The sequence below is a fragment of the Novosphingobium sp. SL115 genome (assembly GCF_026672515.1).
In the GTDB taxonomy this organism is placed as follows: domain Bacteria; phylum Pseudomonadota; class Alphaproteobacteria; order Sphingomonadales; family Sphingomonadaceae; genus Novosphingobium.
Map to the genome: position 1 here is coordinate 89,508 of NZ_JAPPRG010000003.1, position 16,831 is coordinate 106,338.

The following is a 16,831-nucleotide window of genomic DNA, read 5'->3' on the forward strand; positions in this document are numbered from 1 at the left end:
GGAATTATCAGTGCAAGAAAGGGGGCGGCCGCTGGCGACCACCCCCCATATCCCGGAAAGGCGGCCGATCAGGTGATCGGCAGCAGGGTGCAGGCCGTGCTGGTGGTGCCGAAGTTGGCGGCACCGCTGTTGCAGGTCCAACCGGCATACCAGGTGTCGTTGGCGTCCTTGACCGCACCGATATAGGTCGTGGCGGTGAAGTAGGACGACAGCGTGGTCACGTCGAACGCGCTGACGGCGGTTTCGTTGGCACCGTTGACGTATCCCGTCAGGGTCGAGGTCAGGGCGTCGTTGTTGCCGTTGGAACCCGAACCGAAGAAGCCCGAAACCTGCGTGGCGGTATAAGTGCCGGTGCCGAGATACTTGGTGCTGTTGCAGGTCATCGCAACCGAACGTGCGGTAAGCGTAGCCGCATTGGCGCCGCCCGAACCGTTCATGCGGATGCATTCGTTGGCCGGCGTGTTCACGATGCCGTTGACCAGCGTGATGTCCGAGTTGCCACGGAACAGCAGTGCAGCCTGGTCGTTGGATTCGTTGTTGCTGCTGGTCGCCGTCTGGATGGCGGTGAAGTTCGAGATCACCGACTTCTGACGCGGCGTCTGCGCTTCGTTGCCGTTGCTGTCGAGTTCCATCAGCGCGTCGCCCGAACCAGCGCGCTGGATCAGCAGGAGGTACTGAAGGTTGGCCTGAACGCCGGTATCCATGTCGAGGCTGTCATCGTCGGCGCCGACCGCGATGTAGTGCTTCATGTTGACCGTGCCGCCGAAGAATTCAGCGCCATCGTCCGAGCTGTTGTAGCTCTGGATGTATTCAAGCTGCGTGCCCGAACCGACGCCTTCGAGGGTGAGCGCCTGAAGTTCGGAGTTCGAACCCAGCACGTAGCCCGAATAGCGGATCTGGACATACTTGAGCGAACCGCTGTTGTCGGCGCTGTTGGTGCCGCCGAACAGGGCAGGGTCAGCCGCGCCTTCGGTCTGGCGTTCGCAGGTGCTGGCGGTGGAACCGCTGGCGACCGAACCGGTGGTGCAATCGGTGATTGGCGCACGGCCCATCAGCACGACGCCGCCCCACTGGCCCTGCGAGGTTTCGGTGTTGAGGCCGAGCACGTTGTCGCGGCTGGTGAAGATGATCGGCGCGGTGGCGGTGCCGACGGCGTTGATGCGGTTGCCACGGTTGACAGCCAGCCACGACGTGCCGGTGTTGCCGAACAGGATCACGCCGGGTTCGATGGTCAGCGTGACGGTGTTGCTGGTGCTGCTGAAGCCAGCGTCGGTGCCGACGTCAACGCGGCCGTTCATCGAATAGAGCAGGCCGGCAATCTTGGGCAGCGTGATCGAGGTGTTGATGCGCGCGGGCAGCGTGCAAACGCGCCATTCGCCCTGCGTGGTGGCAAGCTTGCCCGAATCCGTCAGGCCCTGCGGGTCCGAAATGGTGGGGCAGCCAGCGGCAGCCGTAACCGTCGGCGTGGCCGTGGGGGTTGGCGTCGGGGTGGGCGTGGGCGTCGGGTAAGTGATGGTTACGTTGCCGCCGGTGCCTGGCGAGGCAATGTCGGTCGGGCCGCAGCCAGCGAGCGCGATGGCGCTGCAACCGACCAGAAGCAAGCCGTGGAAATTCTTCACGTGGTATCCCCCATGGATATCGGCGGAAGCGATTCCCGCCTTCAACGAGGGGTGATCTAGGAGCGTAAAGTGACAGGCTGTTTGCGGTTTTCTGACAGTTTTATGTCGAAATGTCTGACGGTTATTTGACAAATGTGACGAAGTGAACGGGAAGCTGCGGGTTCTTCGATTGCAGTTTTGTGACAATGTTTCAGTTTAGTTGCAGGGGGCCGGGTGATTCGCATAGCTTCCGTTTCAACGACGAGATTTGAACCGGAGAGCCACCATGTCGATCACGCTTTTCCTTGCTGCTGCACTGTCCACCCCGGCCCCGGTTACGCTGACCGTTCCGGCCCCGACCGTTGAAAAAAGCGACGTCGGCTATCACGAACTCTTGGCCGGTCGCCCAGAAGCGGCCATCGCATCGATCGAAAAGAGCGGACTTGCCCGCGCGGGCGATCCACTGGCGCTTATCAACCTTGGCACCGCCTACAAGATGCTGGGCCGCAAGGACGAAGCGCAACGCCTCTACAAGGCAGCGGTCAGCAGTGACGACAGGTTCGACGTGGAACTGGGCAATGGCCGCTGGGTGGATTCACGCCGCGCCGCCAACATCGCGCTGAACCAGCTTGGCAGCAGCGAAGTGCTGGCCCTGCGGTAAACCACATCAGGTCTGGGCCGAACCTTGCACGGTTCGGTTTCGGGGAGCGCAGACAGGCTCTGGCGTGATGGGCGCCAGAGCCTGTTTTGTTTTGCGCAAACGCGACCGCGAAGAGGTTGGGGCAAAGAGGTTAGCCGTTGCGGCCCAGTTCATTGTTGAACCACAACGCGGCCAGCGTCGCCACGGCCCCTGACAGCAGATAAGCGCCCGATGCCAGCAGGCCGAACTGGGCCGACAGCCACAGCGCCACCAGCGGGGCAAAGCCTGCACCGAACAACCAGGCAAGATCGCTGGTAAGCGCAGAGCCGGTGTAGCGATGGCGTGTGGCGAAGTTGGCCGATACCGCGCCCGATGACTGCCCGAAGGCGATGCCGAGCAGGATGAATCCTGTCAGCATGAAGGCGATTTCGCCGCCCTGCCCCAATGCCAGAAGCTGCGGTGCAAAGCCGCTGAACGCTGCGATGACGACAGCAGATGCACCCAGCAGGCGGCGACGGCCATAACGATCTGCCAGATGGCCCGACACGATAATGGCCAGCACGCCCAGCGCGGCCGCGGCGGCTTCGATCAACAAAAAGCGGGTTGGCGTTTCGCGGGTGAACAGAAACACCCACGACAGCGGAAACACCGTAACCATGTGGAACAGGGCAAAGCTGGCGAGCGGGGCAAAAGCACCGATGACAATGGTTTTCCATTCGCTGCGCAGGGTGACGGCGACCCGTTCAGGCTGAAGATCGCGAGTTTCGAACAGGCGCTGAAATTCAGGCGTGACGACGATGCGCAACCGCGCGAACAGCGCCACGACATTGATGGCGAAGGCGACGAAGAACGGGAAGCGCCAGCCCCAATCAAGGAAATCAGCCGCCGGAAGTGACGCGGTGAAGAAGGCGAAAAGCAGGCTGGCGACGATCAGCCCCAAGGGTGCGCCAAGCTGCGGGATCATGGCATACCAGCCGCGCTTGTGCGCAGGTGCGTTCAACGCCAGCAGCGAGGCAAGCCCATCCCATGTGCCGCCAAGGGCAAACCCCTGCCCCATGCGGAACAGCGCCAGCAGGGCGATGGACGATGACCCCAGCGTGGCATAACCGGGCAGGAAGGCGATAGCCGCGGTGGAGCCACCCAGCAGGAACAGCGCGATGGTCAGCTTTGCGCCCCGGCCATAGGCACGATCGACCGCCATGAAGGCAAAGCTGCCGAATGGCCGCGCGATGAAGGCCAGCGCAAAGACCATGAACGAATAGAGCGTACCGGTCAGCGCATCGACAAACGGGAAGAAGAAGCCGGGAAAGACCAGCACCGAGGCGATGGCATAGACGAAGAAGTCGAAGAATTCGGACGTGCGCCCGATGATGACGCCAATGGCAATGTCACCCGGCGAAACGCCATGGCCCGCGTCCTCGGCTTCGGGGGCGTCGATAACGGCGGCTGACATGACTGGTGATTCTCCGGGTGGCGCATGTGCGGGTGCTGACAATCGCCCTATCGTCATTGATGTGGATCAAGGGGATTGGACAAAATGTCCTATCGTTTGCCCATGCCGCCAATCGTAACGGCGCGGGCATGCCCAGATCCTCTCTCGATTCGTCCCCACAGCCCTTTTTCGGTGCTCTCTGGTCCGGTGGTGCAGCGCAGGCCCTGCGCACCATCGCCATTGCGCCGCTGACCGCTTTGCTGGCCGGGTGCAGTGGGGATTGGGTGGTGATGAACCCTGCGGGCGACGTTGCGCGCCAGCAGGCCGACCTTGTGGTGTTATCCACATGGCTGATGCTGCTGATTATCGTGCCGGTCATGGCGCTGACGGTGTGGTTCGCGTGGAAATACCGCGCGGGCAGTGAACAGACGGAAGCGGACTATGCGCCCGACTGGAACCATTCGACCCAGTTGGAGCTGGTGATCTGGTCGGCCCCGCTGCTCATCATCATTGCGCTGGGCGCGTTGACATGGGTGGGGACGCACCTGCTGGACCCTTATCGCACCATCGGGCGGATCGACCATGCGCGCGAGGTTCCGGCGCAGGCCAAGCCGCTGGAAGTGCAGGTGGTGGCGCTCGACTGGAAATGGCTGTTCATCTATCCCGAACAGAAGATCGCCACGGTCAACGAACTGGTGGTGCCAGTGGACCGGCCCTTGCGGTTCCGCATTACGTCTTCGGCGGTGATGAATTCGTTCTATGCCCCGGCGCTGGCAGGCCAAATCTATGCCATGCCAGGCATGGAAACCAAGCTGCATGCGGTGCTGAACCGGCAGGGGCAGTTTGAAGGCTTTTCCGCCAATTACAGCGGCGCAGGCTTTTCCAACATGCGCTTTGCCATGCGCGGGGTTTCGGACAGTGGTTTTGCCACATGGGCCAAGGGCGTGCGCGATGGCGCGGGCGAACTGGACCGGGCGGCCTATCTAAAGCTGGAAAAGCCCAGCGAGAAGGAGCCGGTGCGCCACTTTGCCAGCGTTGCGCCCGACCTGTTCGACGCGGTGGTCGACCTGTGCGTGCGGCCCGGCAAGATGTGCATGAGCCAGATGATGGCGCTGGACGCAAAGGGCGGCACTGGAGCGGCAGGCCGCTGGAACGTGGCCGCGCTGACATATGACAAGTTTGGCCGTGAAGACATCAGCACCGCCCTGCCCGGCCTGCTGACTGAAGCCGATCAGGTGTTCATCAAGGCCTATTGCGGCGACAACCGCCCGATGACGGCGATGGGCCACGAGGTGAAGGCGCCTGTCAGCACCGGCACCCTGCGCGGTGCAGGGATGGTGTGGCCCGATCCCGTGCAGGCTAAGCCTAACCGGGCGATGCACCTTGCCACTTCATCCGACAATTCCGCTTCCTGACAACCGGGACAGAAACCATGACACCCCCTGACCAGAACTGGTCCTTCCTGTTTGGCAAGCTATCGTTCGACGCGCTGCCCCTGCACGAACCGATCCTTGTCGCCACCTTTGCCGCCGTGGCGCTGGGCGGGGCGGCGATGGTGGCCGCGCTGACCTATTTCAAGCTGTGGGGTTACCTGTGGCGCGAATGGTTCACCAGCGTCGACCACAAGAAGATCGGGATCATGTACATGATCCTTGGCCTTGTCATGTTCCTGCGCGGGTTTGCCGATGCCATCATGATGCGCATCCAGCAGGCGATGGCCTTCAACGGATCGGAAGGATACCTGAACGCGCATCATTACGACCAGATCTTTACCGCGCATGGCGTTATCATGATCTTCTTCGTGGCGATGCCATTCGTCACCGGTCTGATGAACTATGTCGTGCCATTGCAGATTGGCGCGCGTGACGTGTCGTTCCCGTTCCTGAACAACTTCAGCTTCTGGATGACCACGGCGGGCGCGGCGCTGGTGATGGTGTCGCTGTTCATCGGGGAGTTCGCGCAGACAGGTTGGCTGGCCTATCCGCCGCTGTCGGGCCTGTCCTATAGCCCCGGCGTGGGGGTGGATTACTACATCTGGGCCTTGCAGATTGCAGGCGTGGGCACGACGCTTTCAGGCATCAACCTGATCGCCACCATCGTGAAGATGCGCGCGCCGGGCATGACCATGATGAAGATGCCGGTGTTCACCTGGACATCGTTGTGCACCAACGTCCTGATCGTGGCGTCTTTCCCGGTGCTGACCGCCGTGCTGACGCTGCTGGGGCTGGACCGCTATATCGGCACCAACTTCTTCACCAACGACTTCGGCGGATCGCCGATGATGTATGTGAACCTGATCTGGATTTGGGGGCACCCCGAAGTCTATATTCTGGTGCTGCCGGTGTTCGGCGTGTTTTCGGAAATAACCGCGACGTTCTGCGGCAAGCGCCTGTTCGGCTATTCGTCGATGGTTTACGCAACGGTGGTCATCACCATCCTGTCCTACGTGGTGTGGCTGCACCACTTCTTCACGATGGGTTCGGGCGCCAGCGTCAACAGCTTCTTCGGGATCACCACCATGGTCATCTCGATCCCCACCGGGGCCAAGCTGTTCAACTGGCTGTTCACGATGTACCGCGCGCGCATCCGCTTTGACCTGCCGATGATGTGGACGCTGGCGTTCATGCTGACCTTCGTGATCGGCGGGATGACCGGCGTTCTGCTGGCGGTGCCGCCGGCCGACTTCGTGCTGCACAATTCGCTGTTCCTGATCGCCCACTTCCACAACGTGATTATCGGTGGCGTGGTGTTCGGCGTGTTCGCGGCGATCAACTACTGGTGGCCCAAGGCCTTCGGCTTCAAGCTGGAGCCGTTCTGGGGCAAGGTCAGCTTCTGGTGCTGGGTCGTGGGCTTCTGGCTGGCGTTCACCCCGCTCTATGCCATGGGCCTGATGGGCGTGACCCGCCGGTTGCGCGTGTTCGATGACCCCAGCTTGCAAATCTGGTTCATCATTGCCGGTATCGGCGCGGCGCTGATCGCCTGCGGGATTGCGGCCATGCTGTTGCAGTTCGGCCTGTCGATCCTGCGGCGTGACCAGAACCGCGATATGACCGGCGATCCGTGGAACGGGCGCACGCTGGAATGGGCGACAAGTTCGCCTCCGCCCGCCTATAACTTTGCCTTTACCCCCATCGTGCATGATCTGGATAGCTGGGACGGGATGAAGCGTGCGGGCGTGCAGCGCCCGGTCGCAGGGTTCCGCCCGATCCACATGCCGCGCAACACTGGGGCCGGGATCATTCTTTCGGGCATCAGCCTGGTCTGCGGATTTGCGCTGATCTGGCATATCTGGTGGCTGGCGGTGGCAAGTTTTGTCGCGCTGCTGTTCACCGCCATTGCGCACACCTTCAACTACCGCCGCGACTACCACATCCCGGTTGAAACCGTGGAGGCGACCGAGGCGGCGCGGACCCGTGAACTGGCCATGGCTGGAGGTGCAGCATGAGCGTGAAGACGACACCATCCAGCGAACCGGGCCACTGGTTCGACCTGAACGAGCACGACCATCCCGAAGGCGGCAGCACGATGCTGGGCTTCTGGATCTATCTGATGAGCGACTGCCTGATCTTTGCCATGCTGTTTGCGGCATTCGGCGTGCTGGGCGGGAACTATGCGGCCGGACCGGGGCCGAAAGACCTTTTCGACCTGCCGCTGGTGGCGCTGAATACGTCGATGCTGCTGTTTTCATCGATCACCTATGGCTTTGCCATGCTGGCGATGCAGCGTGGTCAGGTGAAGGCGGTGCAAGGGTGGCTACTGGTCACCGGGCTGTTCGGCGCGGCCTTCCTCGGCATCGAACTGTATGAATTTGCCCACCTGATCCACGAAGGCGCAACGCCCCAGCGCAGCGCGTTCCTGTCGGCGTTCTTCACGCTGGTCGGCACGCACGGCCTTCACGTAACCTTTGGCCTGATCTGGCTGGGCGTGCTGATGGTGCAAGTGGGTCAGCGCGGGCTGGTTGCAGCCAACCAGCGGCGCTTGATGTGCCTGAGCCTGTTCTGGCACTTCCTCGATGTCGTGTGGATCGGCGTCTTCACCTTTGTCTATCTGATGGGAATGCTGCGATGAGCGCTGCACACGATACGCCTATCCATGACAGCCAATTGGGCCACGGACACGAAGCCGGCCATGGATCGATGCGCGATTACGTGATCGGGTTTGTGGCATCGGTGGTGTTGACAGCCATTCCCTTCTGGCTGGTGATGACCGATGCACTGGGCGACAAGGCCCTGACCGGGATTATCGTGGTCGCCTTTGCCGCGGTGCAGATCGTCGTCCACATGATCTACTTTCTGCACATGAACGCAAAGGCGGAAGGCGGGTGGAACATGCTGGCGCTGATCTTTACCGTGGTGCTGGTGGTGATCGTGCTGTCGGGATCGCTGTGGGTGATGCATCACCTGAACACCAACATGATGCCGATGCCGCACAGCATGGAAGAACTGCCGTGACACCATCCGGGGCAACGCGCGCAAAGCCCGTTGCCCTTGTTCTGGCGCTGGCCCTGATCGCGCTGCTGTTTACCGCGCTGGCGGCGTGGCAGGTGCAGCGGATGCAGTGGAAACATGCGCTGATTGCGCGGGTTGAGGCTGGCATGGTGGCCGCACCGGTGGCGGTTTCAGCATTGCCCGAAGATGATCTGGCCGGTTGGGAATATCGCCGGGTGCAGCTTTCAGGGCATTATGCTGCGCAAGGCACGGTGCTGGTGTCCGGCGCATCGAAACTGGGCAGCGGATATTGGGTGCTGGCGCCGCTGGCCGGGCCGCCCGGCACCATTTACGTCAACCGGGGCTTCATGCCGCTGGGAACGAAGCTGGCCGATGTGCGCGCGGCCATGCCCGCAGGCGGTATTACCGTGATTGGCCTGCTGCGGCTGAGCGAACCGGGTGGCGGCTTTCTGCGCAGCAATCGTCCGGCGGAGGAACGCTGGTATTCGCGCGATGTTGGCGCAATTGCGGCGACGCATGGCATTGCTGCCGACGCACGGTTCTTTGTCGATGCCAGCGCCGAAACGCCACAACAACCGGGCGCGCCCGTGGCCGGGCTGACAGTGGTGAACTTTCCCGACAACCATCTGGTTTATGCCCTGACATGGCTGGCCCTTGCGCTGCTGTCAGGCGGGGCGGCAATCGTGCTATGGCGCAAGGCGAGATGACCACGCCTGCCCCGCCCCTACCCTTGTCGCACACCCCCTTCCCCCCCGCCAGCGGGCGCAACATGGCGCTGCTGGTGCAATTGCGCTGGATGGCGGTGGTGGGGCAATTGGTGACGATCTGGGCGGCGGTGCGGTTTCTGCATGTCGGTCTGCCGCTGGCGCAGCTTGTGGCGGTGCCGGTGCTGCTGGCGATGGTCAATCTTTCGACCATGGCCATGGGCCGCGAGCGCGAAGGTTACAGCCATCTTGAGATGCTGGGCGCGTTGATGCTGGATGTGGGGTCGCTGGCCTGGCAGCTTTATTTCAGCGGCGGCACGACCAACCCCTTTGCCTTCCTGTTCCTGTTGCAGATCGTGATCGGCGCGATCCTTTTGCCGCCAAGCTGGAGCTGGATTGTCGCGGCCATTTCGGCAGCGGCGGTCGCGGGGCTGACATTCGATTATCGCCCGCTGCACCTGCCCGAACCCTATGCCAGTGCGCCGATGCGGCTTTACCTGCTGGGCAGTCTGGTGTGTTTTCTGCTGATTGCGGCCCTGCTGGTGTTCTTCGTGATCCGCATCGATCGCAACCGCCGGCAGAGCGATGCGGCGCTGGCCGCGCTGCGGCAGCAGGCGGCAGAGGAACAGCATATCGTGCGGATGGGCCTGCTGGCATCGGGCGCGGCGCACGAACTGGGCACGCCGCTGGCGACCATTTCGGTCCTGCTGGGCGACTGGCGGACGCACCCCGCCATGGCTGCCCATGCAGATCTGCGCGCCGAATTGGGCGAAATGAACACCGAATTGCAGCGCTGCAAGACCATCGTTTCGGGCATCCTGATGTCTGCCGGTGAAGCGCGCGGCGAAAACCCTGCGGTGACGACGTTGAGCGCCTTTGTCGGCGCGATTGCACAAGGTTGGGCCGAACGCAGCGGGGGCGCGGTCTATCTGGATGATCGCATCGGCGAGAACCACTACAATATCGTGGCCGACCCGGCGCTACGGCAGGTGATCGGCAACGTGATCGAAAATGCGCTGGAAGTGTCGCCGCATTTCGTGACGATGACCGTGGCGGTGGACGATGGCGCGGTGCGGATTGACATTCGTGACCGGGGACCGGGATTTGCCCCGGAAATGCTGGAAGCGTTCGGACGCCCCTATTCATCGACCAAGGGGCGCAGCGGCGGCGGACTGGGGCTGTTTCTGGTGGTGAATGTGCTGCGCAAGCTGGGCGGGAAGGTTGAAGTGGGCAACCTGCTGGACGGCGGCGCGCAAGTGCGGCTGACCATTCCGCTTTCGGCCTTTGCCTATAAGGGACGCGCCGCATGACCGGGCAGCCAAGCCTGGTCATCGTGGAAGACGATCCGGCTTTTGCCCGCACGTTGAGCCGGTCTTTCGAACGGCGAGGCTATGCTGTGCACCATGCAGCCAGTCCGGATGCACTGGCCGCATTGATGGCCGCGAACGAATTTGAATATGCCGTGGTCGACCTGAAGCTGGGCACGGCATCGGGCCTGACATGTGTGGAAATGCTGCACACGCGCGATGCCCAAACCCGCATCGTGGTGTTGACCGGCTTTGCCAGCATCGCCACGGCGGTTGAAGCAATAAAGCTGGGCGCGGCGCATTATCTGGCCAAGCCTGCCAACACCGACGACATCGAAGACGCCTTTGGCCGCACGCGGGGCGACGCCAGTGTGCCGCTGGAAGGCCGCAAGAGTTCGATCAAGACGGTGGAATGGGAATATATCCACTCAACGCTGGTCGAATGCGACTTCAACATTTCCGAAGCTGCAAGGCGACTGGGCATGCACCGACGCACTCTGGCGCGAAAGCTGGAAAAGCGGCAACTGCGCTAGAACCGGAAAGTGCCGGGTGCGCCACGGTGGGTAGCGCACCTGGCACTCCGTCCCCAAGACAAGAGGGTCGCAGTAGGCCGGGGACGGGACCGACGGGTTGAACCTCTGGTTCAAACCGCCGTTTCCGGTAAGCGCAGGCACTATCCCTGCAGAGCCGCACCGCCCATGCCATACGGCGCACTGCCATATCATGGCATGTCCCCGCTGAGTCCGCCGGTGCATGTTGCAAAGACCGGCGACAGCGGTATCACTCGCCTTGGCAGGGGGAGGATATATTGCTGTGAAGGGGCCTGTGAACTGGCGCCAGCTTGGGCTGCTGGCGATCACGATCTGCGTTGTGCAACTGGTTTACTGGGCGGCCATCGACAAACCGCTGTTCAACGCCAACCGCGCTGAGGAGCCGCCAATGGCCGAGCAGACTTTCGCGGAAGTAGCGCGCCTTTCCGAACCGACACTGGCCGCCGCCGCGCGCGGACGGTTTGAACGGGTGGACCTGCCGTGGACATATTGCTGCGACACCGCAGTCCATGCGGTGCGGATCGGCTTTCGGGTGGACAAGGTGCCGCCTGCGGGACTGGGGCTGATATCGACGCTTCAGGTCGACAACTATCTGCTGGCGGTCAACGATACGCTGCTGGTGGGCGAAGGAAGAATGCAGCCGGGGCGCGGCACGTTCCACGGCCAGAAGATGTTCCTGACGCGGGTTCCGGCAGGCATTCTGAAGCCGGGCGACAATACGCTGACATATGTCACCCTGCGCGATGGCTATCCCTATGCCGACATCTTCCCGCCAATGATCGGCGAATACGAGGCAATGCGCGCGTTTTCGGCCAACCGGTTGTGGAACAGCAACGAGTTTCACCGTTATGGCGCAGGGCTGCTGGGCCTGCTGGGTATGCTCGCCGCTATCATGGTGGTCCGGTCCGAAGACTGGCGCTTTGCCGCGTGGCTTTCGGCGCTGTGCGCGGCGTTCGTGGGCAACTACCTCTATGCCATCGTGCTGAACCCGCCGTTTGACGGGTGGGGCCGGATGGTAGCGTTCTTTGTGGTGAACATGGCGGTGCCGGTGGCGCTGCTGTGTTTTATCGATGCGTGGACCGGCAAGCCTGTGCGCCATCTTCAGGTTGCGGCAGTGGCAATCTATGCCGCGGTCATCGGCTATGTCGCGTGGCGCATATATTTTACGCCGATGCCCGACGGGTTCGATGCGCCGGCGACGATCTGGATATGGTTCCTTGCCGCCTTTGCGCTGATCGCGGCGCTGCGGATATTGTGGCATTTTGCGCGGCAGGCCGAAAGCCGGATGCTGGAAAGCGCGTTGTTGAGCGTGTGCGTGGTGGCCGTGCTGATCGACGGGGCAAGTGGCTGGTTTACGCAATTGCGCGGCGGCAATCTGTATAATGCCGCACCGTTCCTGATGCTGGCAATGCTGGCGGCGTTTCTGGCGCGCAATTTCCGCCTGTTCCAATCACAAGCCACGCTGACCGCCACCCTGCGCGCGCAAGTGGCCGCGCGCGAGGCCGAACTGGACCTTGCCCATGCGCGCGAACGCGAACTGGTGCGCAAACAGGCCCATGATGCCGAACGGCGGCGGATCATGCAGGACATTCACGACGGCCTTGGGAGCCAGTTGATGTCGATGATGCTGGCCGCGCGGCTGGGCGAAGCAGAGCCGGTGCGGGTGGCCGAAGGATTGCAGGCGGTGATCGACGAAATGCGGCTGATGATCGATTCCATGGATTCCGTGGGGGAATCGCTGGAAGCGGCGCTGGCCACGTTCCGCGCGCGGATTCAGCCGCGCATCGTAGCTGCCGGCTTTGCGTTCGATTGGCAGCAGGCCGCTGACCTTCCGGCCAGCGCCAGCCAGGGGTTTGGCCCGCGCGACGTGTTGCAGATTTTCAGGGTGATGCAGGAAGCGGTGACCAATGCGCTGAAGCATTCGGGCGGCAACCGCATCGCCATTGCGGTTTCCGCTGATGATGCAGGCGGGCTGCGGATCGTGGTGACCGACAATGGCCGGGGGGGGGCGCAGGCAGGCGCAGGGCGTGGGCTGTCCAATATGGAGCGGCGCGCCGCAGCCATCGGCGGCGAACTGCAGGTGCAATCGCAAGAAGGCGGGGGAACGCAGGTTTCACTGGCACTGCGTCCGGTGCAGCTTCTTGCCGACTGCCATATATCCGCACCATCCATGGCATAGCGGCACGGCCAAGCTATTGTTAGGTAACCTGTATGGATGAAACCGCCGCCCATGCCGCAAACCCCGTCCCCGCCAGAATTGCGATCATCGAGGATGATCCGGTGGTGCGGCAGTATTTCATGCGGATCATCGCATCGGATACCGGCTATGACATCGTCGGCATTGCGCCCGATATTGCCACTGGCCGCGCGCTTATCCGGCTGAAGCCTGACCTGTTCCTGATGGACATCGGCCTGCCCGATGGCAGCGGGTATGATCTGGTGCCCGAAATCAAGGCAGGGTCGCAGGCAAAGGCGCTGGTCATCAGCGCATTCGGGGACCGCGATACCGTGGTGCGCGCGCTATCGGCCGGGGCCGATGGATACCTGCTGAAAGACAGCACGCCTGCGCAAGTGCTGGACGGCATTGCCATCACGCTGGCGGGCGGCGCCCCGGTCAGCCCGGCGGCGGCGGTCTATCTGCTAGACCTTTTGCGCAATCCTCCGGTAACGTCAGAACAGCCTGCCTCCACCGTTTCGGACGAACGCCTGACCCCGCGCGAAACCGATCTGCTGCGCGCCTTTTCCGAAGGCAAGAGTTACAAGGAAGCGGCGCGCGCGCTGGGCATTTCACCGCATACCGTGGGGAACCACGTCAAATCGATCTATCGCAAGCTGGAAGTGACATCGCGCAGCGAAGCGCTGTTCGCCACGGGGATGCGCAAAGGCTGAAATTCCGTCATAAAACCGCAAGGTTGATCGCCAATGCGCACCGGCATTGGCGCGGTGACTTTCGCGCGTGAATTTGACTGGAAGGATCGATCCCGATGGACCGTCGCAGCTTTCACCGCCAGTTGGCGGGCGTGGCATTTGCAGGCCTTGCCAGCATGGTGGGCGGCAGCGGCCTTGCCCGTGCTGCAGGTTCACCCAAACCCGGTCCGTTGCAGGCCGATCCTGCCGGTCTGCTCGACCTGCCGCAGGGCTGGAGCTATCGCGTGGTGTCGCGCATGGGGGACCGGATGGACGATGGCCATGTGGTCGCCGACAAGGCCGATGGCATGGGCTGCATCGCGCTGGGCAATGGCCGGGTGGCGCTGATCCGCAACCATGAATTGAGCGCGAAGGATGCGGCGCGCGGGGCCTTTGGCACGCGCGCGGTGGAACGGGCGTTTGACCGCTGGCGGGGCGATGGTGCGCTGCCGGGCGGCACATCGACAGTGATCTATGACTTGCGCAAACAGGCGGTTGAGTCACAGTTCGCCAGCCTTGCCGGGACGATCCGCAATTGCGCGGGCGGGACAACGCCGTGGGGTAGCTGGTTGAGCTGCGAGGAAGACGTTTCGCTGGCGGGCAGCAATCTGGGGCAGGACCATGGCTGGGTGTTCGAAGTTCCGGCCAGCGCGCGCGGGCTGGTGGAACCGGTGGCGCTGAAGGGCCTTGGCCGGTTCAACCATGAAGCTGCCACGGTCGATCCGGCCACTGGCATCGTCTATCTGACCGAAGACCGCGACGACAGCCTGTTCTACCGCTTTCTGCCCGCCCGCCCCGGCCGTCTGGCAGCAGGCGGGCGGTTGCAGGCACTGGCATTGCAGGCAAGCGGCGTGGACGATACGCGCAACTGGAACGGTATGGCGTTCCCCACACGGCAGCGGTTGCAGGCCAACTGGATCGATCTGGAAGGCACCGACAGCCGAGTGGATGATTTGCGCAAGCGTGGCCGTGCCGGTGGTGCGGCGGTTTTCGCGCGTGGCGAAGGCATCCACTTTGGCGATGGGGAGCTTTACTTTACCTGCACATCGGGCGGCGCGGCCAAGCTGGGGCAGGTCTTCCGCTATATCCCCGCCGCCAACGAAGGGCACGAACGCGCGGGCGAAGGGTCTGGCTGGCTGGAAAACTTCTTTGAATCGACCGATCCGATGGCCTTCAACTTTGGCGACAACCTGACCATCGCGCCCAACGGCGATCTGATAGTGTGCGAAGACCAATATACCGATATCGTCGACAACCACTTGCGCGGGATCACGCCCGCGGGTGAAGCCTATGCCTTTGCCCGGTGCCGGTTGCAGACCGAAATGGCAGGCGCCTGCTTTGCGCCCGACGGCACGCTGTTCGTCAACCTTTACAGCCCCGGCATGACGCTGGCGATTACCGGACCTGCGACCGCCGGACACGGCTGGCGCTGACACTTTCTGCCCCACCCGGCGCAAGGCACAAGCGCCGGGTGTGGAAGATTACCTGCTGGCATTAATGGTTTGAAATGTGCTGCCCCAGATGGCGTCCGGCGATGTAGCCAAAGGTCAGGCCCGGCCCCAATGTGCCGCCCGCGCCGCCATAGATTTCGCCCAATACCGCAGCCATCGCGTTGCCTGCGGCATAAAGGCCCTGAATCGGGTTGCCGTTCCAGTCGACCACTTGCGCATCGGCATTGGTCTTCGGCCCGCCCGCCGTGCCAAGCGCCCCCGCTTCCATCCTGACCGCATAAAACGGTCCCTGATCGATCACCCCCAGCGTGCGGTAAGGCGGATCGAAGTCCATATCGCCCCACATGTAGAAATTGTCGTAAGTGTTGTCGCCACGGTTGAAGTCATCATCGTGGCCGTTGCGCACCATTTCGTTGAACCGCGCGACCGTGGCCTTCAGCCCATCAGCATCAATCCCGGCCAATTCGGCCAGTTGGTCCAGCGTATCGGCCTGCATCATGTATGACGGCGCAGGCGCGCCCGCCGGGGAATTGAAGGTGTGATACTTGTCCTTGTAACGCTGGTCGATAATCAGCCAGTAGGGCAGATTAGCGTAAGTATGGGTGCCCGCATCGAAGGCGTGCAGCGTTTTACCCAAGGCATTGTAATTGGCCGCTTCGTTGACAAAGCGCTTGCCCGCACGGTTGACCAGAATGGCACCGGGACGTGCCCGCTCATCTGAACCCAGCAGGTAGTTCGGCTTGGCCGCGCGGTGCTGCGGCTTCATTTCCAGCACGCTTTGCATCCAGAAGGCATTCTGCATGTTGCCCAGTTGCGCGCCCGCTTCGATCGCCATCAGCAATCCGTCGCCTTCGTTCTCAGGCACGCTGACGGGCCCGGTCAGCGGCCCGCGCACGAAAGTCTTTACCAGTGTTTCGTTCCATTCGAACCCGCCTGTGGCAATTACCACCCCGCGACGGGCCTTCACCTTGAAATCGCGGCCATTGGCGTCTTCGGCAATCACGCCGATGATGCGTTCGCCGTCCTTGACCAGCTTGCGCGCGCGCTTTTCAAATTCGACCGGGATGTTGCGGTCCAGCACCGCCTTGAACAGCGATCCCGCCAGCGCCTGGCCCAACCCGCGATAATCATGCGCTTCGCGTTCGGCCAGTGTCGCTTCGTCCAGCGTGCCCCGGATCGCTTCCATCAGGCTGCCGCGCAACGGATAGGCCATCTTGCTGGGGTTCACGCGCCCGGCCCATTTGCCCAGCGTGTCAAAGGGAAACGCTTCATTGTCCAGCGAGCGCCCGCCGTCGGGCTTTGCGCCGGGCGAATAGGGTTGATAATCGGGAAAATCGGCAAAAGCGCACAGCCGCACCGGCGTCTTGTCAGCCAGATAGCGCAGCATCTCCGGGCCGTTCTGCATGAACGCCCACAGCGTTTCGGGGTCGAGTTCACCGGGCGCGAGCGAATCGAGATAGGTTACGACCTCTTCGTCGGAATCCTCCAGTCCGGCTTCGTGCTGGTGATGGTTGTTGGGAATCCACAACATGCCCCCCGACATCGCGGTGGTGCCGCCGACCATCCCGGTCTTTTCCAGAATGACCACGTCCTTCGCGCCAAAATCATGCGCAGAAATGGCTGCGGTCATGGCGGCCCCGCCGGAACCGAGCACGACGACATCGGCCTCCAGATCCCACTCGATGTCTTCGGCCAAGGTCCGTCTCCCGTAAAATCGTGCTTTTGCATCCCGGTCGCGGCAAATGCCGCTGTGTGAGCGGGTGGATGGGGACCACTGTAGTTTTCAATCAGGC

The 16,831-nt window shown here is 62.5% G+C and carries 14 protein-coding genes; 11 read left to right on the forward strand and 3 right to left on the reverse strand.

Annotated elements, in window-relative coordinates; genetic code table 11:
* Positions 1–68 precede the first annotated feature (68 nt).
* On the reverse strand, positions 69–1,619 hold the full coding sequence (locus OVA07_RS16675) for a hypothetical protein (protein WP_268172805.1): 1,551 nt from the start codon (positions 1,617–1,619) through the stop codon (positions 69–71).
* 265 nt (positions 1,620–1,884) lie between these two features.
* On the opposite strand from OVA07_RS16675, the gene OVA07_RS16680 reads away from it, so the two are divergent.
* Positions 1,885–2,259 carry a tetratricopeptide repeat protein gene (locus tag OVA07_RS16680; RefSeq protein ID WP_268172806.1) on the forward strand — a complete coding sequence of 125 codons (375 nt, stop codon included), beginning with the start codon at positions 1,885–1,887 and terminating at the stop codon, positions 2,257–2,259.
* Between the two features lie 130 nt (positions 2,260–2,389).
* Here OVA07_RS16680 and OVA07_RS16685 read toward each other — a convergent pair whose 3' ends face one another.
* On the reverse strand, positions 2,390–3,691 hold the full coding sequence (locus tag OVA07_RS16685) for an MFS transporter (protein WP_268172807.1): 1,302 nt from the start codon (positions 3,689–3,691) through the stop codon (positions 2,390–2,392).
* A gap of 128 nt (positions 3,692–3,819) precedes the next feature.
* Between OVA07_RS16685 and cyoA the strand changes: the two genes are divergently transcribed.
* The 10 genes from cyoA to OVA07_RS16735 all read left to right on the forward strand — a co-directional run bounded on the left by cyoA (position 3,820) and on the right by OVA07_RS16735 (position 15,020).
* Positions 3,820–5,085, forward strand: coding sequence for a ubiquinol oxidase subunit II (gene cyoA, locus OVA07_RS16690; RefSeq protein ID WP_268172808.1), 1,266 nt, complete (start codon positions 3,820–3,822; stop codon positions 5,083–5,085).
* Positions 5,086–5,102: 17 nt separating this feature from the next.
* Complete coding sequence (cyoB, locus tag OVA07_RS16695) at positions 5,103–7,115, forward strand: cytochrome o ubiquinol oxidase subunit I (protein WP_268172809.1); 2,013 nt, start codon at positions 5,103–5,105, stop codon at positions 7,113–7,115.
* Positions 7,112–7,738, forward strand: coding sequence for a cytochrome o ubiquinol oxidase subunit III (gene cyoC / locus OVA07_RS16700; protein ID WP_268172810.1), 627 nt, complete (start codon positions 7,112–7,114; stop codon positions 7,736–7,738). Before cyoB ends, cyoC begins: the two co-directional genes overlap by 4 nt.
* Positions 7,735–8,121, forward strand: coding sequence for a cytochrome o ubiquinol oxidase subunit IV (gene cyoD, locus OVA07_RS16705; protein ID WP_442789676.1), 387 nt, complete (start codon positions 7,735–7,737; stop codon positions 8,119–8,121). Before cyoC ends, cyoD begins: the two co-directional genes overlap by 4 nt.
* Positions 8,118–8,825, forward strand: coding sequence for an SURF1 family protein (locus OVA07_RS16710; RefSeq protein ID WP_268172811.1), 708 nt, complete (start codon positions 8,118–8,120; stop codon positions 8,823–8,825). Before cyoD ends, OVA07_RS16710 begins: the two co-directional genes overlap by 4 nt.
* Complete coding sequence (locus OVA07_RS16715) at positions 8,822–10,132, forward strand: ATP-binding protein (RefSeq protein ID WP_268172812.1); 1,311 nt, start codon at positions 8,822–8,824, stop codon at positions 10,130–10,132. The genes OVA07_RS16710 and OVA07_RS16715 overlap by 4 nt, the downstream gene beginning before the upstream one ends.
* Entirely contained in the window at positions 10,129–10,662 is a 534-nt protein-coding gene (locus OVA07_RS16720) for a response regulator transcription factor (protein WP_268172813.1), read from the forward strand. Before OVA07_RS16715 ends, OVA07_RS16720 begins: the two co-directional genes overlap by 4 nt.
* Positions 10,663–10,942: 280 nt before the next feature.
* Positions 10,943–12,859: a sensor histidine kinase gene (locus OVA07_RS16725; protein WP_268172814.1), complete on the forward strand. Its 1,917-nt coding sequence runs from the start codon at positions 10,943–10,945 to the stop codon at positions 12,857–12,859.
* 32 nt (positions 12,860–12,891) lie between these two features.
* On the forward strand, positions 12,892–13,569 hold the full coding sequence (locus OVA07_RS16730; protein ID WP_268172815.1) for a response regulator: 678 nt from the start codon (positions 12,892–12,894) through the stop codon (positions 13,567–13,569).
* A gap of 95 nt (positions 13,570–13,664) precedes the next feature.
* Complete coding sequence (locus OVA07_RS16735) at positions 13,665–15,020, forward strand: alkaline phosphatase PhoX (protein WP_268172816.1); 1,356 nt, start codon at positions 13,665–13,667, stop codon at positions 15,018–15,020.
* Between the two features lie 61 nt (positions 15,021–15,081).
* Here the strand turns inward: OVA07_RS16735 and OVA07_RS16740 are convergent, their stop codons facing one another.
* The gene (locus tag OVA07_RS16740; RefSeq protein ID WP_268172817.1) at positions 15,082–16,734 is read right to left on the reverse strand and encodes an FAD-binding protein; all 1,653 of its coding nucleotides are present in this window, start codon (positions 16,732–16,734) and stop codon (positions 15,082–15,084) included.
* Positions 16,735–16,831: the final 97 nt, after the last annotated feature.

Excerpts from the sequence above, each read along its gene's own strand:
- cyoC (WP_268172810.1), top strand. The coding sequence starts at position 7,112 with ATGAGCGTGAAGACGACACCATCCAGCGAACCGGGCCACTGGTTCGAC.
- OVA07_RS16730 (WP_268172815.1), top strand. The coding sequence starts at position 12,892 with ATGGATGAAACCGCCGCCCATGCCGCAAACCCCGTCCCCGCCAGAATT.
- OVA07_RS16685 (WP_268172807.1), bottom strand. The coding sequence starts at position 3,691 with ATGTCAGCCGCCGTTATCGACGCCCCCGAAGCCGAGGACGCGGGCCAT.
- OVA07_RS16720 (WP_268172813.1), top strand. The coding sequence starts at position 10,129 with ATGACCGGGCAGCCAAGCCTGGTCATCGTGGAAGACGATCCGGCTTTT.
- OVA07_RS16715 (WP_268172812.1), top strand. The coding sequence starts at position 8,822 with ATGACCACGCCTGCCCCGCCCCTACCCTTGTCGCACACCCCCTTCCCC.
- cyoA (WP_268172808.1), top strand. The coding sequence starts at position 3,820 with ATGCCCAGATCCTCTCTCGATTCGTCCCCACAGCCCTTTTTCGGTGCT.
- cyoB (WP_268172809.1), top strand. The coding sequence starts at position 5,103 with ATGACACCCCCTGACCAGAACTGGTCCTTCCTGTTTGGCAAGCTATCG.
- OVA07_RS16680 (WP_268172806.1), top strand. The coding sequence starts at position 1,885 with ATGTCGATCACGCTTTTCCTTGCTGCTGCACTGTCCACCCCGGCCCCG.
- OVA07_RS16735 (WP_268172816.1), top strand. The coding sequence starts at position 13,665 with ATGGACCGTCGCAGCTTTCACCGCCAGTTGGCGGGCGTGGCATTTGCA.
- cyoD (WP_442789676.1), top strand. The coding sequence starts at position 7,735 with ATGAGCGCTGCACACGATACGCCTATCCATGACAGCCAATTGGGCCAC.